Genomic DNA, 26,545 nt, shown 5'->3' with positions numbered 1-26,545 from the left:
GCAGACGTGCCGTGGCACATGACATACCGGCCACAGAATGGCCTGATCACGACAACCTGCACCTCGTTCGCCTCGCAACCGTCCCAGCCAGGCACCTGCGTCCTGCGGCACCTCCTTTCACCTGGCAAGATGTCCCATTCACTTGTCTGGCGATATGAACATGTCGCGATTCACTACATCCCGTCACGCTCCCCACGGATCACGTCGGTAGGCGGGTGGATCGGACAGATGAAAGGTGCGGTGAACGGTGGTGGCGGCAGCAGCCGACCAGACGACCCCCAAGCCCGGTCCACCTCAGGTGAAACGCTGGTATCAGACGCGGCCGTCACCGTTCCCCTGGGAGCAGGCGGCCCTCGATCACATCAAGCAGCGGATGCCGGTCACCGCCCCGCACTACGCCTGGGCGACCTTCTCCTTCACCGCCATGAGCGGCCGTATCAATGAGTGTGATCTCTTCATCGCGGTACCCCGCGGCCTGTACCTGGTCGAGCTGAAGGGGCACCCGGGCCGGGCGGTCAACAGCGGCGACACCTGGAGCTTCCACGCACCCGACGGCCGAATCCGCACGATCCGCAATCCGCTGCACCTCACCGACCTGAAGTCCAAAGAACTCAAGTCCCGCCTCCAGGAAGCCGCCCGCGAGATCTGTCCGGGAGAACGGATACCGCGCATCAACCCGGCCGTCTTCCTCTCCGACCCCCTGCTCGACAGTGAGTTGGACACGGTGCAGCGCACTCATGTGTACGGGCGTGACGGCTCCACGACCGGTCTGCCCGGCATCTGGGACGACTTCCTGAGCCTCCCGCCGGAGCGCGAGAACTGGCGGATCACCGAGAACTTCGCCCGGCAACTGCCCGCGTTGATGAAGAAGATCGGGGTGCGGGCCTCCACCGCCCACCTCGACTTCGGCGATGGCTGGAAGCTTTCCTCCCGCCCCTTGGACGCGGGCCCCACCTGGGAGGACCGGCTCGCGGAGCGCAAGGAGATGATCCACGAGGAGGGCAGGGTCCGGGTCTACCTCGTCGAGCAGTTAGCGAGCGAGGAGAAGCGCCGCTCCGCCACCCGGGCCGCGGAGCGCGAGTACCAGGTACTCCAGGGCATCACCCACCGCGGCATCGCCCAGGCCGTCACCCTCCGCCAGCACCAGGGCGGTCCGGCGATCCTGTTCCGCCACCGTGAGAGCGATCTGCGCCTGGACAACTACCTTGCTGTGTACGGCGCGAAGCTGACCGACGCGATACGCCGCGACATGGTCCGCCAACTCGCCGAGGCCGTTCGCTACGCCCACCGCCGCTCGCTCTACCACCGCGCGCTGGCTGCCCGCTCGGTGTACGTCAGCGCGCGGGAGAACGGCAGCAACCCGGTGCTGCGGATCATCGACTGGCAGGCGTCCGCACGCGACTTCGACACCACGTCGCTGCGCTCGCTCGGCGAGTCCTCCTTCACCGGGGAACACATCGAGGACGCAGCCCAGTGCTACCTCGCGCCCGAGACCGATGCCGACTTCCCCGACCCGGTGGACCTGGACGTCTTCGGCCTCGGAGCGGTCGCCCACCACATCCTGACGGGGATGCCGCCCGCCGAAACCCGTACCGCGCTCAAGGAGCGACTCCAAGCCGACGGCGGACTGCACATGTACGCCGTCAGCGACGCCGTCGACTCCGGCCTCGACGAGCTGGTGTACACCGCCACCCGGGCCTCGGTCGACGAGCGCATCGACTCCGCCGACGCCTTCCTCGCCCGGCTCGACGAAGCCGAGCAGGCCCGTGCCGCCCAGGCCATCGCCGTGGAGGCCGACCCTCTCGACGCCACCCCCGGACAGGCCGTCGACGGCGACTGGACGGTGGAGCGAGTGCTCGGTACGGGCGCCACCGCGCGCGCCCTGTACGTGACCCGCGTCAGCGAGGACGAACGTGGGCGGAGGGTGGAGGAGGAACGGGTCCTCAAGGTCGCTCTGGACGCGGAGAAGAACGAGCGTCTGACCTCCGAGGCATCAGCCCTGCAACAGGTCAGCAGCGGCCGCATCGTCAAACTGTACGAGGGCCCGCGCACCCTCGCCGGCCGGACCGTACTGGCCCTGGAGTACGCGGGCCCCGAGACGCTGGGACGGCGGCTGAGCAGCCACGGGCCCCTGGGCTACGAGGAGTTGGCGTCCTGCGGCGAGGATCTCTTCACGGCGCTGGACGACTTGGCGGCCAGAGGCATACGCCACCGCGACCTCAAACCAGACAATCTAGGCATAAAGGTCAGAGAGGACGGCGAGCAGCAGCTCATGCTGTTCGACTTCTCTCTGGCTGCCGTCTCCGACCGGGACATCAAGGCGGGCACCCGCGGCTACCTCGACCCGTTCCTGGGTGACGCACGGCGGCCCGTGTACGACGACTACGCGGAGCGGTACGCAGCCGCCGTCGTCCTGCACGAGATGGCCGCCGCCGAGCGGCCCATCTGGGGCAATGGAACCGACGACCCGCTGACCGCCATGAAGGACGAAACGCCGCTCCTCGCCTCCGACACCTTCGTAGCCGTACTGCGTGCGGGGCTTGAGACGTTCTTCGAGCGGGCTCTGCACCGGGACGTCAACCGCCGCTTCGAAACACTGCGGCAGATGCGGGACGCCTGGCGGGCGATCTTCACCGCCGCCGACCGCACCCAGCCGCCTCCGACCACGGACACCGTGTCGCTCCTGGGGGTCGGCGGGCTGCCCGAGGGGTTGTCCGAGGACGACATCCGGGATGTGTACGCGGACAAGGCGAAGCCCTCCACCACGCTCAGGGACGCGGGGCTGACCGAGCGGGCGGCGGCGGTGGCCGAGGAACTCGGTGCGGTGACGGTCGGCGAGCTGCTCGACGTACCGCTGCCCCGCTTCCGCAACAAGCGCGGGATCGGCGCGGTCGTGAAGAAGGAGCTCAACCGGCGCCATCGGCAGTGGACAGCGGCGCTCCGCCCGAAGAAGTCCAAGGCCACGACTGCCGTGCCGGTAAAGCCGGTTGAGGCTGTCGGGCCGGTCACGGACGACAGGCTCAGCGCGCAGCACGAGGCCCGGCAGAACGTGGAGCGGCTCGCGGCCCTCCTCAACCCGGAGCCGACGGGCCGCAAGGACAACAAGCGGCCGCAAGTGGTCGCGGCCTGGCTCGGGCTCGACGGCAACTCGGAAATCGGTACCTGGCCGACCAACCGACAGGTCGCGGAGGCGGTCAATGCCTCTGAGTACACGGTATCCAAGCACCTCGGCTCGGCCATCGGCGACTGGGCCGAGGCAGGCTGGATGGACATCCTGTGCGGTGAACTGGTCGACGCGGTTCGGGACGCCGGCCGCGTGATGACCGCCCGCGAACTGGCACGAGTACTCGCCGCCAGTCATGGCTCGGAGAGCGAGACAAGCGAGGGTACGGAGGCCGCCGCGCTCGCCGTCGTACGGGCGACGGTCACCGCCGAGACACTGCTCACCGGCCGCGACGAGGAGCGCGAACCCCGACTCGCACAATTCCGGCGCCGGGGGCGGCTGATCGTGGCCCTGGAGTCGCTGGACGGCTCCGACGACCCGACCTCGGACGAACTCGCCGCGTACGCCATAGCGTTGGGCGACGCGGCCGAGAAGATCGCCGGCACCGATCCCCTTCCCGACCGGAGTGCGGCGCTGCGCGACCTGCGGGTCGTGGGCACACCCGAGGGCATGGACCCGCTGCCCGACGCCCGGCTGGTCACACTCGCTGCCGCGGCCTCGGCGGGGGCGGCCGCTTCACCTCGTCTTGAGGTGTACCCCAAGACGCTGGAGCTGTGGCGGGCTCTGCAGATCTCGCAGGCCGCGGCGGGTGTGCGCCGCGAGGTCGGCATCAGCCTGGATGGGCTGCTGGCCCGGCTGCGTTCGCGCTTCCCCGAGATGGCGCTCGGCAAGCCCACGTATGTCGAGGTCGAGGATGCGCTGCAGAAAGCCGGCTTCCCGCTGACGTACGAGACGGCCGAGCAGCGTTTCAAGCCGCCGGTGCCCGTCGCGCCGGTGGGCGGCGGCAGCAGCTGGCTGTACTCGTCCTCCACGGGAACTGTGACGGCGGCCTCCCGCGCGCAGGCGGCGAGGGCGGGGGCCGGGCGGAATCCGGTGGCTCTGCTCACCTCGAAGCTCAACTCTGCGGTACGGGAAGGCGGCTTTCTCGCGCTGAACGTGCCGGTCAAGCGGATGCGGAGCGAGAGCGCATCGGTGACGGAGGCGGTCGCGAGTGCGTTCCCGGTGGTGTCGGTGAATCTGGCGCGGGTCTTCCTCAAGGAATTCCGGGCGCTGGCCACTGAGCACGGCACGGACTGGTCCAAAGTGCTGGGCGCGGACACCAGGTACACGAGGAGCGGTGAACTGCCGGGCGGGCTACGGTCGTTCGTGGTCCGGGTATGGCCCCGGGTCGCGGAGCGGCTGAAGGAGGCGGCCGGGCGGGAGCCGAGGACGGTGCTGTTCGTTCACGCCGCTGGGCTGCTCGCCCATTACGCCGAAGCGGGCGGGCACGAGCTGCTGGTGGGGCTCCAGCGGGAGGCCCGCAAACCGGGCGGCCGACCGCACGGGCTGTGGCTGCTCACCCCCTCGCACAACGCACACGGCGCACCGGAGCTGGACGGACGCACAGTGGAGGTGACCGGCGGCGACGCGGAACGCGTGGTGCTGACCGAGGACTTCCTCAAGAACTTGGCTGCACTTCGAGAGGGATCAGCACAGTGAGCGCGCGCGGCAGCGGCAAGGACGGTCTGCTGAAGGACCTCCGCAAGCAGGTCTCGGTCCTGGAGGACGACTTACGGGCACGCAGCGACTCGGTGGAGGTGTACCGGGAGCGACTGAGTGCCGAGTACGGGAGAGCCTACGAGGCTGGGCGTACAGCAGCCACGTACGAGGCGTGGCGGGACGAGCGGGTCACGCAGGTCGCGGCGGCGTGGGTGCTCGGCTGCGTCTTCGTACGCTTCTGCGAGGACAACGGCCTCATCGCCCGGCCATGGTTAGCGGGCATCGGCGAACGCCTCAAGGACGCGGAGGACCACGACGCGGCGTTCTTCGAGGCACACCCGGAGAGGAACGACCGCGACTGGATCATCGCGGCATTCGACCACCTGGCCGGGACCAACCCGACGGTCGCGGGCCTCTTCGACCGCGCGCACAACCCCCTGTGGGAGATCGAGCCCTCGTACGAGGCAGCGACGGGGCTGTTGAAGTTCTGGCGGCGGGTGGGCGCCGACGGCGAGATCATGCACTCCTTCGTGGACCCGACCCTGGACACGCGCTTCCTGGGTGACCTGTACCAGGACCTGAGCGAACACGCCCGTAAGACGTACGCACTGCTCCAGACCCCGGTGTTCGTGGAGGAGTTCATCCTCGATCTGACACTGGAACCGGCGGTGGCGGAGTTCGGGCTGGAGCCGATTGTCGAAATCCGCGACGGGCACGGCGGTGTACGCGAACTCCCGGCGGGGTTACGGACTATCGACCCGGCATGCGGGTCGGGGCACTTTCTGCTGGGGTTATTCGAGCGGCTGCTGGCGAAGTGGCGGACCGTGGACAAGGCAGCGGACGACTGGACGCTGATCCAGCGTGCGCTGGCTTCGGTGCACGGCTGCGACAGGAATCCGTTCGCGGTGGCGGTGGCCCGGTTCCGACTGCTGGTGGCGGTGCTGAAGGCGGCGGAGGAAGCGCCGGAGAGGCGGCGGCTGGATGCGCTGGGAGAATTCCCAATCAATATCGCGGTCGGGGATTCACTGCTTCACGGTCGGGACGCAGGGCGGGAAAACGATACGCTTCCAGAAGACGAGCAAGCCGACAGTGATCCATTCCTGTATCGGTCCGAGGACATCGACACCTTCGTTAAGCGATGCGATCTCCTGGGCCGGGGTTCTTACCACGTGGTGGTCGGAAACCCGCCGTACATCACGGTCAAGGACAAGAGGGAAAACCAAAACTATCGGGAAGCTTACGACACTTGCGCGGGGACATACGCATTGTCGGTTCCGTTCGCACAGCGCATCTTTGAACTGGCGGTGCGCGCGATCGGGTCGGAGCGCGCGGCAGGATTCACCGGGCAGATTACGGCCAACTCCTTCATGAAGCGGGAGTTCGGCAGGAAGCTGATCGATTGGTTCCATCAGAAGATCGATCTTACGCAGGTCATCGACACCTCTGGAGCGTACATCCCGGGGCATGGGACCCCTACGGTCATTCTGGCCGGTCGTAACCGTGTCGCCTTCCAAGGGGATCCGATTCGGGCGGTGCTTGGAATTCGAGGGGAGCCTTCACAGCCGCAAGATGCCGCGCAAGGGGTCGTTTGGCAGGCCATTATCAGCCAAGTGGGGAACCCGGGAAGCGAGTCCGAGTGGGCTGCCGCCCTAGATGCCGATCGCGCACGTTTGGCCGATTTTCCGTGGGCGCTATCCGGTGGCGGCGCGGCCGAATTGGCCACCACTCTCGAACACAGCCGAAAGCTGCTCCGAGGACGCGTCATGCGTATCGGATTCTTTGGTGACACTCACGCTGACGATGCCTTCACACTGCCGACTACTGGTCCATTAAGGCAGCGCGCCAAAGACCTCCACGCCAAAGTAAGCCACAAAGGGGACCAGACGCGCGATTGGGCCTTCTCCGCTCACGACATTCTTGCCCTCCCCTACAGCGAAAAGAAACGCCTACTTCCTGAGGACGAACTAGGGGAGTTCTTCGTCCGCCACTATTGGCCGCTCCGTTCTGAGCTCTGGCGCAGGACCACATTTGGCGGCGGCACATACTTGAGCAATGGACGCCCTTGGTGGGCTTGGCATCAGCTTCCCAGAGACGCCGAGGCTCACAAGTGGGCCATATCGTTCGCCTTCGTTTCCACCCACACGCATTTCGTGATGGGCCGACTCGGCGAAGCCGCCACCCGTACCGCGCCAGTGATCAAGCTACCGAAGGACGCAAGTGAGGACGAGCACTTGGCCTTGCTCGGCGTGCTCAACTCGTCGACGGCATGCTTCTGGCTCAAACAGGTTAGCCAGTCCAAGGGCAACGGCGGCATCGGTGGGGGCATCTCTGACGAGCTCTGGGAGCATCGGTTCGAGTTCACCGGCACCAAGCTCCAAGATTTACCCCTCCCCTCCCAGTTCCCCCTCCCCCTCAGCCGCTCCCTCGACACCCTCGCCCAAGAGCGCGCCACCCACGAGCCCTCCGCCATCTGCGCCGCCGACGAGCCGCCCACCCGCGCCCGTCTCGACGCCGCCCACGACGCCTGGACCCGCACCCGCCAGCGGATGATCGCGCTTCAGGAGGAGCTCGACTGGGAGGTCTACCACTCCTACGGCCTCCTCACCGGCGCCGAGAAGGCTCGCCTCACCGCCCCTTCCCCCGCACCCACCACCATCCCCTACGTCAAGCTCGGGGAGCGCGCGTTCGAGATCGTGCTCGCGCGCAAGCAGGCCGCAGGCGAAGTGGAGACCGCCTGGTTCGACCGGCACAACTCCACCCCCGTCACCGAGATCCCAACCCACTGGCCGGACTGGTACCAGGCCATCGTGCAGGCACGTATGGACACCATCTCCGCCCGCCGTGACCTCGCGCTCATCGAACGCCCCGAGTGCAAGCGGCGCTGGGCCACCGACCCCTGGGAGAAACGCGAAAAGGCCGCGCTCCGCACCTGGTTACTCGATCGCTGCGAGGACAAGTCCCTCTGGTTCCACGTCCTCAACGACTTCGTGCAGCCCCGCACCCTCACCGTCGGCCAGCTCGCCGACGAGTTGGAGAAGCTGCCCGATGCGAAAGCGATCCTCAACACCGCCCACCTCTACACGACCCACCTCGGCAAGCCGAACCTCTCCCTCACCCAGGTCCTGGCAGACGTGGTCGACGCCGAGCATGTCCCCTACCTAGCCGCGTACCGCTACAAGGACACCGGCCTGCGCAAGCGCGCCCAATGGGAGGGCGTCTGGGAGCAGCAGCGCGAGGAGGACCGTACCGGGGAGCGGCTCGACATACCCGTACCGCCGAAGTACACCTCCGCGGACTTCACCAAGCAGTCCTACTGGTCGAACCGCGGAAAGCTCGACGTGCCCAAGGAGCGTTTCGTGTCCTACCCCGACGCGAACCCGGACTCCGACCCGACCCTCCTCCTCGGCTGGGCGGGCTGGGACCAGCGCGACCAGGCGACCGCCCTGCTGAACATCGTGAGCGAGCGTCGCAAGCGGCAGGACTGGCGGACCGAGCGGCTCGTACCGCTCCTCTCCGGAATCGCGGAGCTCATGCCGTGGCTGCGGCAATGGTTCGGCGAGGTCGACGAGGAGTGGGGCGAGGAATCGGCTGCCGAGGAGTTCCAGAGCTTCCTGGACGGGGAGTTGGCGAGCGCACAGCTCACCCCGGCCACACTCAGCGACTGGCGTCCGGTGAAGAAGACCCCGGCACGCAAGGCGACAGCCACGGCAAAGACGAAGACGACAACGGTCACGATGGAGACGGTGGAAGACGATGAGTAGCAGCGGCGGCGAGCTCTACCTCCGCGACGTACTGGACCTGTCCGAGGTGGTCCGTGCCGGGTCGTTCAAGATCGAGCTGTCCGGCGGCTTCGACGAGACCGCCAAGCGCGTCAGCGAGTACGTGGTCACCCCTCAACTGGAACAGGCGCTGCGCCGTGCGCTGAAGATCGTCGAGGCGTCCGTCCGGGCGGGGTCGTCCGACGCCGCCTATCTGCACGGCTCCTTCGGCTCCGGCAAGAGCCACTTCATGACCGTGCTGCACGCGATCCTCTCGAACGACCCGGCCGCTCGCGCCAAACCGACGCTCCAGCCGGTCATCGCGGACCATGACGCCTGGCTGCGGGACCGGAAGTTCCTGATGGTGCCGTTCCACTTGGTCGGCGCGACTGATCTCGACTCGGCGATCCTCGGCGGCTACGTCCGCACGGTCCGGCAGCTCCACCCTGACGCGCCGGTGCCGCCGGTCTACCGGGCTGATGCGATGTTCGACGACGCCCGCCGCCAGCGGGAGTTCTTCGCCGACGACGAGCAGTTCATCCGCTGGCTCGGCAACCCCGTGCTGCCGAAGGAGGGGAAGGCACCCGACCAGCAGACCGCGGCAGCCGACGACGAGGACGATCTGGTCGACCTCGACGTCAAGGAGGCCCCGGAGATCTGGACCCCGCCCTTCCTCGACCGGGCCCTCGCCATCTCCCCCGATACGAAGGTCCGGGAGTGGCTGGCGTCCGCGCTGCTGTCCGGTCCGTACTCCTCGTACTCCCGTGGTGCTCTCGGTGCGAAGAACGCTTTCCTGCCGCTGGAGAACGGCCTGGACATCATCAGCCGGCACGCCAAGTCCCTCGGCTACGACGGTCTCATCCTCTTTCTCGACGAGCTGATCCTCTGGCTCCAGGCTCACCTGCGCGAGCGGACCTTCGTCAATGACGAGGTCAACAAGCTGGTCAAGCTGATCGAGTCGGGCACGGGCGGCCGGGCGCTGCCGGTCGTCTCCTTCATCTCCCGCCAGCGCGACCTGTCCGAGCTGATCGGTTCGGACGCGGTCGGCGCCGAGGCCAAGAACCTGGAGCAGCAGGTCAAGTACCTGGCAGGGCGCATCGACCCGATCAGCCTGGAGGACCGCAACCTCCCCGAGATCATCAAGGAGCGCGTCCTCAAGCCCAAGGACGACGGCGCGAAGGCCGCCCTCGAAGCGGCCTTCGCCCGGATCGAGACCTCGAACCAGTCGGTACGTGACGTACTTCTCGACGCCAATGGCGTCACCCACGCCGACTGGAAGGACTTCAAGGCGCTCTATCCCGTCTCGCCCGTCCTCCTCAACGTCCTGGTGGCCCTCTCCGGTGCGCTCCAGCGGGAGCGCACCGGTCTCAAACTGCTCCAGCAGATGCTCTACCAGCGGCGCGAGGATATGAAGGTCGGCGAGCTGATCCCGCTGGGTGACCTGTGGGACGTACTGGCCGAGGGGATGGGCGAGGCGTTCACCGACCGGCTGCGAAGCGAGGCCGAGGCTGCGACGCGCTTCCACGGCAAGGTGAAGGACCACCTGTTACAGAAGTACGGGTCTGCCGAGGACTCCAAGTACAAGGCTGACGAACGCTTCGTCAAGACGATGCTCCTCGCTTATCTCGCACCCGAGGTGCCGGCTCTGGCCCGGCTGACCGGGCCGCGGTTGAACGCGCTGAACCACGGGTCGATCCGCTCGCGCACCGGTCAGGAGGACCGGATCGTTGTCAGGCGGATGCAGGAGCTTCAGGCGGAGTTCCCGGGCGAGCTGCGCAGCGACGGCCATGAGCTGGACCCGGTGTTCACGCTGCATCTGTCCGATCTGGATGTGGAGCCGATCCTGGACAGTGTCGGCGAGAAGGACACCCTCGGGGCACGCAAGCGGTGGGTACAGGAGTGGCTGTGGCGGGAGTTGAAGATCGCCGACAACGGCACGCTCGTCGCCGACCGTGAGATTGTCTGGCACGGCACGCGCCGGACCGCGGAGTTCGTCTTCGAGAACGTACGGGATCCGCAGATCCTGCCCGACGCGCAGTTCGAGCCGTCCACCCCTGACCGGATCCGTTTGGTCATCGACTACCCCTTCGACGAGGACGACAAGGTCGCACCGAGCGCGGGCGAGAACCGGGTCTACCGCCTGCAGCGGGAGAGGCCGGACGCGGCGACGATCGTCTGGCTGCCGTCCTTTGTCTCCGGCCAACGGGGTACCCAGCTGGGCCGCCTACTCAAGATCGACTATCTGCTCGATCGCGACCGTTTGAAGGACTTCGCGACTCACCTCGGCTCCGACGACCAGGTACGGGTGCGGCATCAGCTGGAGGCTCAGCGCGAAACGCTCGTCGCGCAGCTGGGGCAGGTGCTGCATCAGGCGTACGGGATTGCCAGGGCCAACGAAAGTGACCTGGGCGCCCAGGTCACCGAGGGCAGGCACGTCCATGCGCTGTACGCCGGGCACAGCCCGCAACTCCAGGGCGGCGGGTCCTTCGAGTACAACCTGCTGAAGCTCGCCGACGGGCTGCTGGACGCGATGTATCCCAAGCACCCGAACTTCGACCGTCAGGAGAGCCGCAAGCCGGTCACCGCCGCGAAGTTCAAGATGGCGTACGGCTGGATCGTCAAAGCCATGGACGACAGTTCACGCCGGGTCGTCGTCGACAGCCGAGACCTGGGCGATGTGGCGCGGATCGTGCATCCGCTGGAGCTGGGCGAGGTGCACGACGGGCCGCTGAACGTGTTCACGGACTGGCGCCGGCACATCGACCAGCAGGCGGGTAAGCACGGCGCGAAGGGCGACTTCGGGGTCGAGGACATCCGCACCTGGATCGCCGAGCTGGGGTGGACAGGGCTGGACAGGCTGGTCTCCAACCTGGTGATCGCCACTTACGCCCTGCTCGCGGACCGTTCCTGGGTCTACAACGGCAAGGCGGACAAGGCGCCTGCGCTGGACCAGATCGGCCCGGGCTGGGCGCTGCGGGCGCAGGAGCGGCCGAGCGAGGAGGAGTACACCAGGGCGCACGAGCGGGCCGCGGCGCTGTTCGGCACGAGCGTGCCGACGGTGCTGTTCACCCGTAACGTCAATGCGCTCGCAGCGGACGTCCGCACCAAGGCGGAGGCGCGCGAGGATGCCGTCAACGGGCTGCGACGGGCTCTGGTCCGCTACCGCTCTGCCCTCGGCATCACCGGCGAGGCGCCGACCGCACGCGAGCAGTCGGTGCGAGACGCGGCCGACCTCCTCGCGCGGATCAAGCAGACTCCGGAGGCGACACCGCTCGCCCGGGACCTGGCGGCGGCAACGTATGTGAGCACCTACTTCGAACTGGGCAAGGTGATCTCCTCCGCCCAGGAGGTGCTGGATGCGCTGGAGGGCACCGACTGGGATCTGATCGACAGCGTACGGAAGTACACCGGCCGCGGGGACGGCCTCGCCGACCGGTCCGAACGGCTGCTCGCAGAGATCGCGGATGCCGCGTCGAGGAACGAGCCCGACACCAGCCTGAAGCCGGTCCTCAACGCGGCGCGCGGTCAGGCGGTGGCTCTGATCAACGAGGCGGCGCGGCTGAGCACTGTCGCGCCGGTGTCGCCCCCTCCCCCGCCATCCGTCGCGTCCGAGGTGAACACCCCCGGTACCGGTGCCCGAACCGGTCACAGCGGTGTCAGCCCGACCACGGACGACCAGCCACCACTGCCCTCCCCGCCCACCACTGCCGCGGCAGCCTCTCGTCGCTCGCGGCGGGTGAAGGCGGCGGAGGGCGGGAGCGTGCTGGAAAACGCACTCAGCCGGGCTCTCGCCGACGTACAGGAGGAGATTCGCGACTACGCCGCCGCACATCCGGACGTCGAGATCGAGATCAACTGGCAGGTGCTGCAGGCCGGTCAGGGTGACGGCGCGAGCCTGCCGGGCGGTGATCTCTGATGGGAGCCCTCGCGCCCGAACTCGACCAGCGGGTCATCACTGGACTGCTCACCACCCGGCTGGCCCGCACCAAAGGGCGGCGACTGCTGCTGGTACACGGGAAGTACGCGGCGGGTGGCCCCGAAGAGTTCAGCGTGCCGGTCGGCGACGGGACACGGCGCAAGGTCTGGGTCACCCATACCACCTCCGTGCTCGGACTGACCGACGCCTGGCAGGCCCATCTGGCCACCGAGGGCGCGGACTTGCTGGTGGTCACCACGGATGTGCCGGGAGAACGGATCAGTCTTGATCTCTTGGGCGAGATGGTGCGCTCGCAGATCATCGCCGTCGACGAGGCCGATATCGTCAAGCAGCTCTTCGGCGCCGCCGACCTCGACCCGCGGATGCGGCGAGATCCGTGGCTGTGGCTGCCGGCCGCGCTGATCGACGCCGAGCCCGATGCGACACAGGGCGGCTGGCCGCAGCACGGCGCCGTGCTCACCCTGGACGCGGCAATGCGCGCGTTGGTTGGAGTGCGGCTCGGGCTTGAGGGCCTCTTCGATGGCGGGGCGTCGGTGGACGTCGACGCGCTGCTGGCTTGGTCCCGTGCGCCGGGCGGTCCCGAGCGCCTCGCCGTGCTGTCAGAGGCCGAACGTCGGGGCATCACCGAATGGCTGACGCAGAGTGCGGGAGAGGCTGCGCCTGTGCTGCTGCGGCTTGCGCTCCAGGGACGGGGGGCCGAAGCCACCGCGCTGGGTGTGCTGGCGTCCGTTATGACAGGGGACACGGCGTCGGCCGACGCGGCTGTGGCACTGGGCTCGGTGTTCGGCTTGGGATCCCGGCCCTCCGAACTGCGCGCCTACGCGCGGGCGGTGGAAGGCACCCTGACCCGCTGGATCGGAGAGGCCTCGGGGCGGGGGCCACAGAGCGAGGAGGCCCGGCAGCGGGTTGTCGACGTGCTGCACCAGGCCGACCGGCTGGCGGACAACGCCCATCTGACCGCCGCGCTGGCCGGCAACCCCTTCCTTCCATCCGGCTTCCAGGCGCGGCTGCACGGGCTGGCCGACGCCCTTTCAAGAGGGACGCAGGCCGCTCAAGCCGCCTGGGACCATGTGGCGGAGCATCAACTCGCCACCGTCCTCTACCCAAAGCAGGTCGAACTCGCGCGCATGGCGGTACGGCTGCTTCGCTGGCTGGACGCACCGGAACCGGCCGTTTCCTCGGTCGGCCAGGCTGTGTCTGCGCATGTCGCCGACTGGGGGTGGGTGGACCGGGCGCTGGCGCAGCTGTGGGTGGGGGACGGAGAGGCCGAGCCCGCTCTGGCACGGGCGTACCGCAGGGTGCACGACGCGGCGCAACGGCGGCGGGCGCTGCTCGACGAGGCTTTCGCGGCTCAGCTCGGTCCGTGGGTCCAGTACGCCACCGCCGCACAGCCTGGTGGGGCGCTGCCCATCGAGGACGTCCTGCTGACGGTCGCACTGCCGTTGGCGAAGGTACGGCCGCCGCTGGTGATCATCCTGGACGGGATGAGCAGCGCGGTAGCGGCCCAGCTCGGCGAGGAGCTGACCGGCGCGGGGCGGTGGAGCGAACTGTCCAGCGACGGGCGGCGGGCCGCCGCAGTCGCGATGATCCCTTCGGTGACGGTGATCAGCCGGGCGACCTTGCTGTGCGGACGGCCGGTGCCGGGCGGTCAGAGCGTGGAGAAGGAGGGGTTCGCCGCCTTCTGGAAACAGCACCGGCACACGGCGGTCCTCTTCCACAAGAGCGAGATCCCCGGACCGGCCGGGCAGCTGCTCGATCCGCGGCTGGTCGCGGCGATCGCCTCGGACGACGTAGTCGGTGTCGTACTGAACACGATCGGCGAGAGTCTCGATCACGGGCAGCGGAGAGCACTCACCGACTGGTCGGTGAGCCGGGTGCAGTACCTCGCCGAGCTCCTCAACTCCGCTCGTGGGCAAGGGCGTCCGGCGGTACTGGTGTCCGACCACGGGCATGTGATGGACCGGACAGAAGTCGAGGCCGGGTCGCTGGCCGCCGAGGGTGTGGGGTCGGCCCGCTGGCGTACGGGGACAGAGGCCGGTGAAGGCGAGGTCGCGCTTTCCGGGCCCCGGGTACTGGAGAACGGCGGCCGGGTCACCGTGCCCTGGTCGGAGGAGATCCGCTATACCCCGCGCAAGGCCGGGTACCACGGCGGTGCTGCGCTCGCCGAGATGACGGTACCGGTGCTGGTCCTGGCACCGTCGGCAGAGCTGGCGCCCGCAGAGTGGGGCGAGTTGCCACGCGAGTCCGTACAACCGTCATGGTGGGAGGCGGAGGCCACATCCGCGTCCTTGGCCATCCCCGTCAAACCGGCAAAGAGGGCAGCAAAGGTCAAGCCGAAGCCACGACCGCAGGAAGGTGAGCTCTTCGCCGACGACGCGGTCGAGGTGCCCGCCGCCTCACCGACGGAACCGGCCGTGCTCACGCTCGGCCAGCGGATCCTCGACACCACGGTCTACAAGCATCAGCGCAAGTTCGTCCGCAAACCGCCGGAGCACAAGGTGGTGGCCGCTGTCATCGACGCGCTCGACCACGCGGGCGGCACACTCTCGCTCGCGGCGGTCGCCGCGGCCGCCATCGGCTCGGGTGGCCGTACGAACACCCGACCCGAGGGCCTTGTGACCGTGCTGACCCGGTTGCTGAACATCGAGGGCTACGAGGTCATCAGCCTGATCGACTCCCGGACCAGGGTCCGGCTCAACCGTGAGACGCTGCGCGAGCAGTTCGAGCTGTCCGAGGAGAGCGTGTGAGCGCCGCATCCGTCAGCGCGGCCCGGCGCCGCGAGGTCATCGACGCGCTGCGGCGTGGGACCGTGCCACAGTCGGGACTCGACCTGTTCGCGGTCGGTCTGGACCGTTTCACACCCGCGCTGGACGAGCGAATCTCCACGATCGCATCGGGCGGCGCGTCCTTCCACGCGATCCGCGGAGAGTACGGGTCCGGCAAGACCTTCTTCGCGCGCTGGCTCGCCGAACGGGCCAAGCGGTCCGGGCTCGCCACTGCCGAGATCCAGATCTCTGAGACGGAGACCCCGCTGCACAAGCTGGAGACCGTCTACCGTCGGCTCACAGAACGACTGACCACCGCGACCGAGCCGGCCAGCGCGCTGCGCTCGGTGGTCGACGGATGGTTCTACACCCTTGAGGAAGAGGTGGACGAGGCGCATCCCGAACTCGCGGAGGACAAGGAGGCAATGGAGGCGGCGGTCGAGGATCTGATGGAGGAACGACTGCGCGCGGTCGCCCAGACCACGCCGGCGTTCTCAGCGGCTCTGCGCGGCTACCGCCAGGCCACCCTTGCCGGGGACTCGGCGACCGCCGAGGCTGTGATCGCCTGGCTCGGCGGCCAGAAGTCGGTGGCCGCCTCCGCACGACGGACCGCTGGGGTACGCGGAGACCTGGACCACTTCGCGGCGCTCGGCTTCCTCCAGGGTTTGCTCACCGTACTGAAGGACTGTGGGCATCCCGGGCTCCTAGTGGTCCTGGACGAGATCGAGACCTTGCAACGGGTCAGAGGAGATGTACGGGAGAAGGGGCTGAACGCATTGCGTCAGCTTCTCGACGAGATGGACGCGGGCCGCTTTCCCGGACTCTTCCTGGTAATCACCGGCACCCCCGCTTTCTATGACGGACAGCAGGGCGTACAGCGGCTCCCGCCGCTCGCGCAGCGGCTGGCGACCGACTTCTCGACCGATCCACGCTTCGATTCACCGCGGGCGGTCCAACTGCGTCTGACCGGCTTCGACCTCGTACGCCTCGGCGAGCTTGGTCGTTCCGTAAGGAACTTGTACGCGGGCGCAGCCAAGAACCCCGAGCGTATCGCCGCACAGGTCGACGACGCGTACGTCGCCGAGCTGGCCACCGCCATGACAGGCAAACTCGGCGGACGGGCCGGGATCGCCCCGCGGCTGTTCCTTCGCAAGCTCGTCGCGGACGTCATGGACCGGGTCGACGAATTCGACGACTTCGACCCGCGCCAGCACTACGCGCTGACAGTGAACGCCACCGAGCTGAGCGAGGTCGAGCGCAATGCGGCAGCAGACAGCGCCGACGAGATCGAACTGAAGCTGCCATGACAGGTGCCCCCGAGCCACTCGACCGGTTGCATCCGGGACTGGTCCATCACATCGTCAACACCCTGGGATGGCCCGGGCTCCGTCCTCTGCAGGAGGAGGCGGTCGAGCCGCTGCTTGACGGCTCGGATGCTGTTCTTCTGGCCCCGACCGCCGGCGGGAAGACCGAGGCCGCGTCCTTCCCACTCCTTTCGAAAATGGCACAGGAGAGCTGGACCGGCACCTCGGTGCTGTATGTCTGTCCGCTGAAGGCGCTGTTGAACAACCTTCTGCCGCGCCTGGAGACGTACACCTCCTGGCTGGGGCGAACCTCCGCCCTTTGGCACGGAGACGTGCCACAAGCGCGCCGCAAGAAGATCCTGCGGGACAGGCCGGACGTACTGCTGACCACACCGGAATCGCTGGAGGCGATGCTGGTGAGCACCAATGTCGATCACAGGGCATTCTTCTCCGGACTGCAGGCCATCGTCGTCGACGAGGTACACGCCTTTGCAGGGGATGACCGAGGATGGCACCTGCTGGCCGTACTCGAGCGACTGCAGCGGGTCGTTGAACGACCGGTACAACGCATCGGGCTTTCCGCGACGGTGGGCAACCCGGATCAGCTGCTCACCTGGCTGCAGGGCTCAGGGAGCGGGCACCGCCCGGCTCGGGTCGTCGCCCCACACCTGCGCGAGAAAGCCCCCCCGCTGCCACCACCCGGCGACATCCAGGTCGACTATGTGGGCTCCCTGGAGAACGCGGCCACTGTGATCGCCGCCCTGCACCGCGGCGAGAAACGGCTGGTGTTCTGCGAATCGCGCCGACAGGTCGAGAAGCTCGGAGAAGGCCTGCGGGCCAAGGGCGTGACTACCTTCCTGTCCCACGCATCCCTGTCAGTGGATGAACGGCGGCGAGCGGAGGAGGCCTTCGCCGAAGCACGCGACTGCGTGATCGTCTCGACGAGCACCCTGGAACTCGGCATCGACGTCGGTGACTTGGACCGCGTCATCCAGATCGATGCGCCCGCCACCGTGGCTTCCTTTCTCCAGCGTCTTGGGCGTACCGGCCGGCGGCCAGGTTCCACCCGTAACTGCCTGTTCCTCACCGTCCACGAGGACGGACTGATCGGTGCGGCAGCCCTGCTGCTTCTTTGGTCGCGCGGCTGGGTTGAGCCAGTGGTGGCACCACCGGAGCCCCGGCACATCGTCGCCCAACAAGTACTGGCCCTCTGCCTCCAGGAGCACCGGGTCGGCGACCGACTGTGGCAGGAATGGTGGGGAGGACTTCGATCCTTCGGAACTTCAGCCGAGCCCATCGTGCGCCACTTGATCGAGGAGGGGTTCCTGGACCGGGACGGAGGGATGCTGTTCATCGGCCCCGAGGCGGAACGCCGCTTCGGCTACCGGCACTTCATGGACCTGACTGCGGTGTTCACCGCGGCTCCGGAATTCACGGTGCTCTCGGGCCGTACCGAGATCGGCACGACCAATCCCGCGCTGCTGACCGAAGAGGTGGCGGGTCCTCGGCGCCTGCTCCTCGCCGGACAGAGCTGGCAGGTGACGTACATCGACTGGTCCAGGCGGCGATGCTTCGTCGAACCGGTCGACAGCGGCGGCAAGGCACGCTGGGGAGGAGCAGGTTCCGGCCGGGCCGCCTCGTACGAACTGACTCAGGCGGCACGGGAAGTACTCCTCGGCACCGACCCGCCGGTCACCCTCACCGGACGCGCCAAGACCGCGCTCACCCAGGCACGCGAGGGCAGTTCGGAACTGGTACACGCTGACGGGACAGTGGTCGTAAGGGGTGGGCGCGACACCAACGTGCGCTGGTGGACCTGGGCCGGCTACCGGGCCAACGCCACCCTGGCCGCCACACTCACCACGATCGCCGATCCACTCCAGAGGCCGACAGACACCTGCATCCGACTTCGCGAGGACGTGACACCCGCGGAATGGAGGAAGGTCACCTCAGAGGCCGCCGATCAACTGTGCCTTCCCACAGTGGACGCGCGTGCGCTGAACGGCCTCAAGTTCAGCGCCGCACTGCCAACCCGGCTCGCGGAGGCCACCCTGGCCGCACGTCTCGCGGATCTGGACGGTGCGACGGCTGCGCTCAGGGGACCGACCAGGTTCACAGTCCTAGGACAGTGACTTGGGCATCAATCAACGAGAGGCCATCAGGCCGACAACGTGGACCGGTCCCGAGATCAGGCCCGAACGTCTCGCTGCTGAACTTCCTTGAGCACTCCGGCCACCGTCGCGAAGTCGTTGTCCACATGGAGGACGGTGTGCCCGTGGTGGACCGCGGTCGCACACACCAACAGGTCGATCGCTCCTGCCGCGCGATGCTGACCCCGCTGGGTCAGTTTGTACTGGGCGGTGTCGACCCAACGCCAGGCATTCTTCGGAACGGGAGAGAGGTGGCAGAGTGCGTCCAACTCCTCCGCGAGCTCGTCCCGGTGGGACGGGCTGGTTGCCGAGTAGAGAAATTCGGCGCGTGTCGGCTCGCAAAGGTGGAACACCCCGGCGGCGATGTGCCCCTCCCAGGGCGGCAATGCCCCGGGGCTGCGGAACAGGTGCCACAGGGCGGAGGCGTCAAGCAGGTATGTGATCACTCGAAGGCCTCGCGTCGGGCACGCTTGCCTGCGTCATGCGCAGCCGCGGCCTGCTCGAACTCGCCACGCGCACCGCGCGCGGCCAGCTTCTCGGCGGCATCGAGCCGCTTGATCCGGGCCACGTAGTCCCGCAGGGCCGCGTTGACCGTCTCCTTCTTTGTCGTGACACCCATCAGCCGCATGGCCTCGGCGAGTGCCTCGTCATCGAGATCAATCTGTGTGACGGACATCGAGCACCTCCAGCATCCATGATGTATGCCTCCAAGGTACATCACCAACATTGGGGCGGGCCACCGCTTAGGGCCGCCCGCCGGAGGTGGTGGGGTGAGGTCAGGGCAGTTCCCTGTACACGCCGCTGCCGGGTATCAACCGACGCAGTCGTGCCGGGGAAAGCCCCACCCTGCGACGGCCCCTATTCCCGCCCCGCCTGAGGGAATCGGACTGGATGCCTCCAAGGCGTCGCAGGCCCGTCAGGCCGCGCAGGACGGAGACCTTGGGTTGATGAAGTCCGCCGTCGTCAACAATACGGTGCGCAGTCGGCCGCTACGTCGTCGACGAAGATCCTCTCGGCGGGCTCCTCCGCCGAGCGCGGCTGGGCCGGGGCACGGGCAGGGCGCACGGTTCGTGCCACGACGTCCTTCAGCCTTCGATCGCGATGGCGGCAAACCGCACCTCGTTGCCGTCGGGAGCTCCGGTGAGACCGCGCCATGGCCGCCCACGCCTACCTCACGGTCACGCGGGCCCAGCAGCGGGAAAAGGGGGCCGCCCGACACGAACGCCAGACCTGACCCCGCCGCCCCTCCCCGAGATCTGTCGGCCGACGTCTCACCCTGCCCGTCCACCACACCACCGACCACATCCTGCACTGGTCCCGATGGCGCCGCCGACGCGAACACCAAGCCCGGACCAGCCACTACAAACAACGAGGCCACAACCCAAAGCCGAAGCCGCATCGCCTTGAGCGCCGTTGCGGTACTCAGGCGTAGGGGGAGGGTCCACACCGGGCCGCACTCGTCGGACCGGACGGCCCTCGCATACCGGGCATGTCGGCGAACAAACTACTCAAGTCCCGTACCAGCAATGACTTTTGTCACTCGGGCCACAGATGCCGCGCATGGTCGATTTTTCAGAGTCTCACCTCTTTGCGATCTTTCACTCCTCGATAGCTTCACCGTGTCATCACAAGTCCTATGAAGAGGCTGAGGAACAATGTCGCCCAAAGTGCCCATATCGGGTAGACGGAGATATCCGTGGTCGCGAAGCGCCCTCGTCCTGATGTCGGGGAGTCTCTCCCTGGCTGTTCCGTCACCCTGCTCACCGTCGGCGAGACAGCGGTGGCCGCCGACCGCGGCGTGCAGCCCCTGGTCGCCCCGAATGAGGCGGTGGCGACCGAGGCCGCCGATATCCCGTCCGCGCGGGTCGCGGCCGAGCTGTCGGGCAAGCGCGTGGAGGCGCTCTCGGAGCGCTCGGAGACGTCAACGACATGGGTGAACAAGGACGGTTCGCTCACCACCGAGCTGACCGCGGGACCGGTCCGCTTCCAGGACAAGAACACCCAGGACTGGCGGAACGTCGATCTGGCCCTTGCGGCCGGCCCGGACGGATGGGTCGAGCCGAAGGCACACCCGCGCGGCCTGCGGCTCGCCGGCCGGACCGGCACTCCGGCGGCCTCGCTGAAGGCGGCCCAGGCAGCCACGGGCACGGATCTGGTCACACTGGGCGAGGGTGATCAGCAGATCACGCTCCAGTGGAAGGGCGGGTTACCCGCCCCGAAGCTGCAGGGCACCCGGGCGGAGTACGTCAACGCCGTGCCCGGCGCCGACGTGGTGGTTCAGGCGACACGTACCGGCTTCGAGCAGTACGTCGAGATCAAGCAGCGCCCCGCCGCCGGCTACACCTACACGCTGCCGCTGCGCGCCAAGGGCCTCCGGGCCAAGCAGCAGAAGGACGGCAGCGTCCTCTTCACCGACGCCAAGAATACGAAGCGGGCCGTGATGCCGGCTCCGGTGATGTGGGACGCCACCGTCGACGAGGTCTCCGGCGAGCACACCCGGCGGGTGCCGGTCGTCATGAAGGCCGTGACCAAGGGCTCCACGGTCGATCTGGTCATCACCCCGGACGCGAAGTTCCTGGCCGACCCGGCCACGAAGTACCCGGTCACGGTCGACCCCTCGACCTCCTCGCTGGGCAACGTATTCGACACCTACGTCCAGCAGGGCGAGACGGTCGACTGGTCCGCCGACACCGAACTCGATATCGGCAACCCCGGAACCACCAACGCCGACGGCACCCCGCGTACTGCGCAGTCCTTCATCTCCTGGAATACCGCGCCCATTTCCGACGCGCTGGTCTCCAACGCCAAACTGTCGCTGTGGAACTTCCATTCCGGCAACCCGGACTGCAAGGCATATCCGTGGGAGGTCTGGTCGTCTCCCGCCGCGACCACCGCCAGCCGCTGGACGAACCGGCCCGTCATGACGGCGAAGAGTGCCACCTCGACCGAGACGCGCGGCAACGTCGGCTGCACCGCCGCCCCTGACGGGTGGATCAACGCCGACGTGACCACGCTGGCCCAGGAATGGGCCTCGGCCAAAACCACGCGCGGACACATGGGCCTGCGTGCCACCAGCGAATCGGTCATCCAGCAGTGGAAGCGGGTCAACTCCGCCAACGCCACGGCCAATCCGCCCAAGCTGGTCGTCACCTACAACTACCGGCCCCGCACCGGCACCAAGCAGGAGGCCGGGCCGCCGTACTTCTCCTACACCGGCGCGTACACCGTCAACACCGCGACCCCGACGCTGCGCGACACCTTCGTCGATTCCAACGGCGACAAGGTGAACGGCACCTTCCAGATCTTCGACGGCACCAGCGACACCCAGGTCGGCGAGGTCCTGGTGTCGCCGTACGTCCCTTCGGGGCAGACCGCCTCCGTGAAGGTCCCGGCCGGTGTGCTGGCCAACGGCAAGACGTACACCTTCCGCACCTCACCGTACGACGGTCTCCACTACAACCTCGGCTGGTCGGCACGGAAGACCTTCACCGTCGACGCCTCGGCTCCGTCCGCCCCGGCACGGGTCGTCTCGACGGACTACCCGTCGGGCTCGTGGGTCAAGGGAGCGGGCCAGGCCGGCGTCTTCACGGTCACCCCGCCCGCCGCCGACCACCAGTGGCTGGAGTGGTCACTGGACGAAGTGACCTGGACCAAGGTCTCCACCGGCGGCTCGACGGCGGCCAAGGCCATCTCCGTCACCCCGCCGCGTGACGGTACTCATACCCTGTACGTCCGCAGCGTGGACCAGGCTGACAACAAGTCCGAGGCCATCGAGTACACCTTCAACGCCGGTCCCGGCGGGTTTCTCCAGCCCTCCGACAGCGAGCGCACTGCACGGCGCCTGCCGCTCGTCGCCGAGGCGGACGCGGCCAAGTACAACGCCGTGTCGTTCTCGTGGCGACGCTCCGAGGCGGATGCCTGGATCGCGATCCCGGTGGCGGACGTCACCGCCGGCGGCGTGCCACTCACGGCCTGGCCCGTCCCGCTGTCGAACGGCAGGAACGCCCCGCTGGTCTGGACTGCCGCCACCACAGTCGACCCTGACGGCACGGTGCAGATCAAGGCCGACTTCACCGGCTCGACCTCCGTGACCGGCAGCAGCAACCCGCTCACCGTTGTCGTCGACCGCGACGCCGACGAGGCCGCGGCCGAGGAGATCGGGCCCGGCTCGGTGAATCTCCTCACCGGCGACTACACGCTGTCCGCCTCGGACGTCTCGTACTACGGGCTTTCGGTGACCCGGACGGCGTCCTCCCGTACCCCGCGGGCCGGGGCGGAACAGCAGGGCCAGGCCGCGATCTTCGGCCCCCAGTGGGTCTCCGGCACGACAGCCGAACTGACCGAATCCGACTACGCACACATCCGCAGGATCTCCGACACCGCCGTCGCCGTGGTCAAGGCCGACGACACCGAGGTCCACTTCACCGCGAATTCCGGCAGAACCGGGTGGATTCCGGAGCCGGGCTCACAGGACCTGAACCTGACAGGCAGCATCAGCGGCTCCTTCACGCTGTCGGACTCCGAAGCCGTGGTGACCGAGTTCGCCAAGCCTGATCCGGCTGTCGTCACCTGGCAGGTGGTCTCGACACGCCTCGAAGGGCTGGACGTCTCCACGACGACCGTGTCGACCGAGACCGTGCTGACGGGCGGCAAGACCCTTGCCCGCCCCAAGCGGATCGTGGCCCCGACCTCGGCGAACACCAACGCCATCTGCCTCGCCACGCCCACTGCCAAGGGCTGCCGAGTGCTGGAGTTCGTCTACGCCCCCGCCACCACGGCGACCGCCACCGCCTTCGGCGACTACCAGGGTCAGGTCAAGGAGGTTCAGCTGTACGCCTCCGGGAAGTCCGCCACCTCGGCGACCGCCCGCGCGGTGGCCACCTACCAGTACGACGACGCCGGACGCCTGCGCCAGGAGTGGAACCCGCGCCTGGCCCAGTCCACGCAGACGCAGTACGCCTACGACAGCACGGGCCGCGTCATCACGTACCAGTCCACGACGGACCAGCCGTGGACCTTTACGTACGGCAAGGTGGGCACCGGATCGACCGCGGGGGAAGGCATGCTGCTCAAGGCGTCGCGCCCGGCGCTGAAGCAGGGCACGACCAGCACCCTTGACGGCACCGCGGCCACGACCCTCGTCTACGACGTCCCGCTGACCGGGACTAGCGCTCCGTACAAAATGGGCGCGGCGGACGTGAAGGTTTGGGGTCAGACCGACGCCCCGACCGATGCCACCGCCATCTTCCCCGCGGATGCCGTGCCGTCGTCCCATACCGGCGCCGGGCTCACCGCCGCCTCCTACGCTCGCGCGAACATCAGCTACCTCGGTGTCTCGGGGCGCACGGTGAACTCCGCGACACCCGGCGGCCATATCTCGGCCTCGGAGTCCGACAGGTTCGGCAACACCGTCCGGGATCTCACGCCGGTCAACCGTGCTGTCGCCCTGGGGATCACGGCCGCGGACAGAGCCGCTCAGGCCGACCTCGGCATCGCTCAGCTCACCTCCGCCGAGCGCGCCAGACTCCTGTCGACCAATTCCGTGTACAACGCCGACGGCACCCGGGAACTGGAGGAACTGTCCCCGCTGCGCAGGGTCGACCTCACCGCGGACCTGAAGTCCGGCACCACCACACTGGTTCCCTCGGGCATGTCCGTGACCGCTCGCGGCTGGACGGTCAACGAGTACGACTCGGGCCGTCCCACCGACGGCACCGCCGGCGTCAAGGACCAGATCACCAAGGTGACCGTCGGAGCGCAGGTCCGTGAGCACCCCGGAGTCCAGGGCGAGACCAGGGCCACCCAGACCGTCTACGACTGGACCCGGGGCCTGCCGGTCAAGAAGATCCAGGACCCGGGTGGCCTGGCCATCACCACCACCTTCGAGTACGACGCGAAGGGCCAGGTGATCAAAGAACTGGCACCCGGAGCCACCGGGACCGACGCGGCCACCCGCGTGACGAAGTACTGGTCCGCCACTGGCACCGCCGCCTGCGAGGGACGTCCCGAGTGGGCCGACCTGCTGTGCTCCACCGGTCCCGGCGGGGCCATCACCGGCGGCGGCAGTAACCCCAGCCAGCTCGCCACCAGCACCTATGAGTACGACTCCTGGGGCAACACCACATCGATCAGCAACAGCGCCAATGGCGTCACCCGCACCACCGTCACGACGTACGACAGCGCGGGCCGCGCCACCACGGTCGCGGTGACCGGCGGAGTGGGTGAGAGCGTCCCGACCGCCACCACCGGCTACGACAGCGTGACGGGCCGGGTTCTCACCGTCAGTTCCCCGACAGCCGGGACGGTCACCAAGGCGTACGACACCCTCGGCCGCCTGATCTCCTACACCGACGCGGACGGCGGCAAAACCACGACGGAGTACGAACTCCTCGACCGCCCCGCCAGGGTCAGCGACACCGTCCCGTCCGTTCTCACCTTCACCTACGACCACACCGTGGAACCCCGCGGCCTCGCGACCAAGCTCACCGACTCCGTCGCCGGGGTATTCAGCGCAACGTACGACCCCGAAGGCAGCCTCCTCACGGAGAAGCTGCCGGGGGGCTACACCATGAACGTCCGCAACGACTCCACCGGAACGGCGATCGACCGTACGTACACCCGGGACAGCGACTCGGCGGTCGTCTACTCCGACAGCACGACCGCGTCCGTCCACAACCAGACCACCAGCCACGCGGGCCGGTCCGACCAGACCTACCGCTATGACGCCGCCGGGCGTCTGGTGACCGTCCAGGACACGTCCGACACGGTCTGCACCCGCCGGGCCTACGGCTTCGACGCCCGCACCAACCGCACCTCGGTCACGACGGAAACGGCGGCGGCGGGCGCGGACTGCCCGACCAGCGGCTGGACCTCGACGACCACGACCTACGACTCGGCCGACCGGCTCAACGCCACCGGCTACACGTACGACGCCTTCGGCCGCACCACTGCGTTGCCGGGCGGTGTGACCGTCGGCTACTACGCCAACGACATGGCCCGTCAGGAGACGACGAGCACCGGACGCCAGACCTGGGCGATGGACGCGGCCCTGCGGCTGCGCTCGTGGACCGTCGAGGCCAAGACATCGGGCACCTGGGCGAGCGTCGGCACGAAGACCAATCACTACGACTGCGACTCCGACAACCCGCGTTGGGTCGTCGAAGACGCCTCGACGGGCGCGGTGACCCGCAATCTGACATCGCTCGCGGGAGGACTCGCCGCGACGACCAGTGCCACCGGCTCCACGGTTCTCCAACTGTCCACGATCCACGGGGATATCGCCCTGCAGCTTCCCCTGGACGCGGCCCAGGCCCCCGTGGCGCTGGACACGGACGAGTACGGCACCCCCAGGGCAGGGCAGGCCGCCACCCGATACGGCTGGCTGGGCACCAAGCAGCGCTCCGCCGAGACCGTCACCGGGCACACCCTCATGGGTGTACGGCTCTACAACTCCACCGCCGGCCGGTTCCTGTCCGTCGACCCGGTCCACGGCGGTGGAGCCAACCGCTACGGCTATCCCGGTGACCCGGTCAACCAGAACGACCTCGACGGTCGTGCGTGGAAGTGCAAGGCCAAGTGCAACATCGAGGGCAAGGGGTCGCACTGCACCGGCCACCTCTGGGGCGCCGGCTCCGGGAAGACGAAGGACGGCGCGGTGAAGGACGCGAAGCGGGACGCCACCCAGCAGGCGCCCCGTGGCTGCTATGCCCGTCACTGCCGGGCGTACGACTGCACCAAGAACCGGGTCAGGCAGTGGTGGGACGGCAACTACGACCCACGTACCATGCACCGGCACAATGCGCCGAACTGGATGAGGCGCGCCAACCACAACTCCTGGGGAATCCTGTTCCACAGCGAGGTGTGGAGGGGTACCTACGGCAGCTTCTGCGGCTGCAGCCCCTGATCCCCGACCATGGTGCGGGAACCGTG

9 protein-coding genes are annotated in these 26,545 nt (G+C 68.1%); 7 read left to right on the top strand and 2 right to left on the bottom strand.

Annotated features, from left to right (window positions below):
* The first annotated feature begins 247 nt into the window (after nt 1–247).
* The 6 genes from pglW to OG293_RS25255 are packed head-to-tail and all read left to right on the top strand — an operon-like array spanning nt 248 to nt 18,598.
* Nucleotides 248–4,702 carry a BREX system serine/threonine kinase PglW gene (pglW, locus tag OG293_RS25280; RefSeq protein WP_406001066.1) on the top strand — a complete coding sequence of 1,485 codons (4,455 nt, stop codon included), beginning with the start codon at nt 248–250 and terminating at the stop codon, nt 4,700–4,702.
* On the top strand, nt 4,699–8,463 hold the full coding sequence (gene pglX / locus OG293_RS25275) for a BREX-2 system adenine-specific DNA-methyltransferase PglX (protein WP_406001065.1): 3,765 nt from the start codon (nt 4,699–4,701) through the stop codon (nt 8,461–8,463). The genes pglW and pglX overlap by 4 nt, the downstream gene beginning before the upstream one ends.
* Nucleotides 8,456–12,376: a PglY protein gene (locus OG293_RS25270; RefSeq protein ID WP_406001064.1), complete on the top strand. Its 3,921-nt coding sequence runs from the start codon at nt 8,456–8,458 to the stop codon at nt 12,374–12,376. Before pglX ends, OG293_RS25270 begins: the two co-directional genes overlap by 8 nt.
* The gene (gene pglZ, locus OG293_RS25265) at nt 12,376–15,144 is read left to right on the top strand and encodes a BREX-2 system phosphatase PglZ (RefSeq protein ID WP_406001063.1); all 2,769 of its coding nucleotides are present in this window, start codon (nt 12,376–12,378) and stop codon (nt 15,142–15,144) included. Before OG293_RS25270 ends, pglZ begins: the two co-directional genes overlap by 1 nt.
* On the top strand, nt 15,141–16,469 hold the full coding sequence (gene brxD, locus OG293_RS25260) for a BREX system ATP-binding protein BrxD (RefSeq protein ID WP_406001062.1): 1,329 nt from the start codon (nt 15,141–15,143) through the stop codon (nt 16,467–16,469). The genes pglZ and brxD overlap by 4 nt, the downstream gene beginning before the upstream one ends.
* Complete coding sequence (locus tag OG293_RS25255) at nt 16,466–18,598, top strand: DEAD/DEAH box helicase (RefSeq protein WP_406001061.1); 2,133 nt, start codon at nt 16,466–16,468, stop codon at nt 18,596–18,598. Before brxD ends, OG293_RS25255 begins: the two co-directional genes overlap by 4 nt.
* 56 nt (nt 18,599–18,654) lie before the next feature.
* On the opposite strand, the gene OG293_RS25250 is transcribed toward OG293_RS25255, so the two are convergent.
* Both OG293_RS25250 and OG293_RS25245 read right to left on the bottom strand, forming a co-directional pair.
* Nucleotides 18,655–19,062, bottom strand: a complete 408-nt coding sequence (locus tag OG293_RS25250; protein WP_406001060.1) for a PIN domain nuclease — start codon at nt 19,060–19,062, stop codon at nt 18,655–18,657.
* The gene (locus tag OG293_RS25245; RefSeq protein ID WP_030606313.1) at nt 19,059–19,292 is read right to left on the bottom strand and encodes a type II toxin-antitoxin system VapB family antitoxin; all 234 of its coding nucleotides are present in this window, start codon (nt 19,290–19,292) and stop codon (nt 19,059–19,061) included. The genes OG293_RS25250 and OG293_RS25245 overlap by 4 nt, the downstream gene beginning before the upstream one ends.
* 1,020 nt (nt 19,293–20,312) lie before the next feature.
* On the opposite strand from OG293_RS25245, the gene OG293_RS25240 reads away from it, so the two are divergent.
* Nucleotides 20,313–26,519 (top strand): RHS repeat-associated core domain-containing protein, encoded by a 6,207-nt coding sequence (locus OG293_RS25240; RefSeq protein ID WP_406001059.1) that lies wholly within the window; start codon nt 20,313–20,315, stop codon nt 26,517–26,519.
* The last annotated feature ends 26 nt before the right edge of the window (nt 26,520–26,545 follow it).

It is taken from the genome of Streptomyces sp. NBC_00829, assembly GCF_045161795.1.
Lineage (GTDB): Bacteria > Actinomycetota > Actinomycetes > Streptomycetales > Streptomycetaceae > Streptomyces.
The sequence above is the reverse complement of the archived record's forward strand: the minus strand, read 5'-3'. Positions and strand labels throughout refer to the sequence as shown.

Coding starts and splice junctions, on each gene's coding strand:
- OG293_RS25270 (WP_406001064.1), top strand. CDS start 8,456: ATGAGTAGCAGCGGCGGCGAGCTCTACCTCCGCGACGTACTGGACCTG.
- OG293_RS25255 (WP_406001061.1), top strand. CDS start 16,466: ATGACAGGTGCCCCCGAGCCACTCGACCGGTTGCATCCGGGACTGGTC.
- pglZ (WP_406001063.1), top strand. CDS start 12,376: ATGGGAGCCCTCGCGCCCGAACTCGACCAGCGGGTCATCACTGGACTG.
- OG293_RS25245 (WP_030606313.1), bottom strand. CDS start 19,292: ATGTCCGTCACACAGATTGATCTCGATGACGAGGCACTCGCCGAGGCC.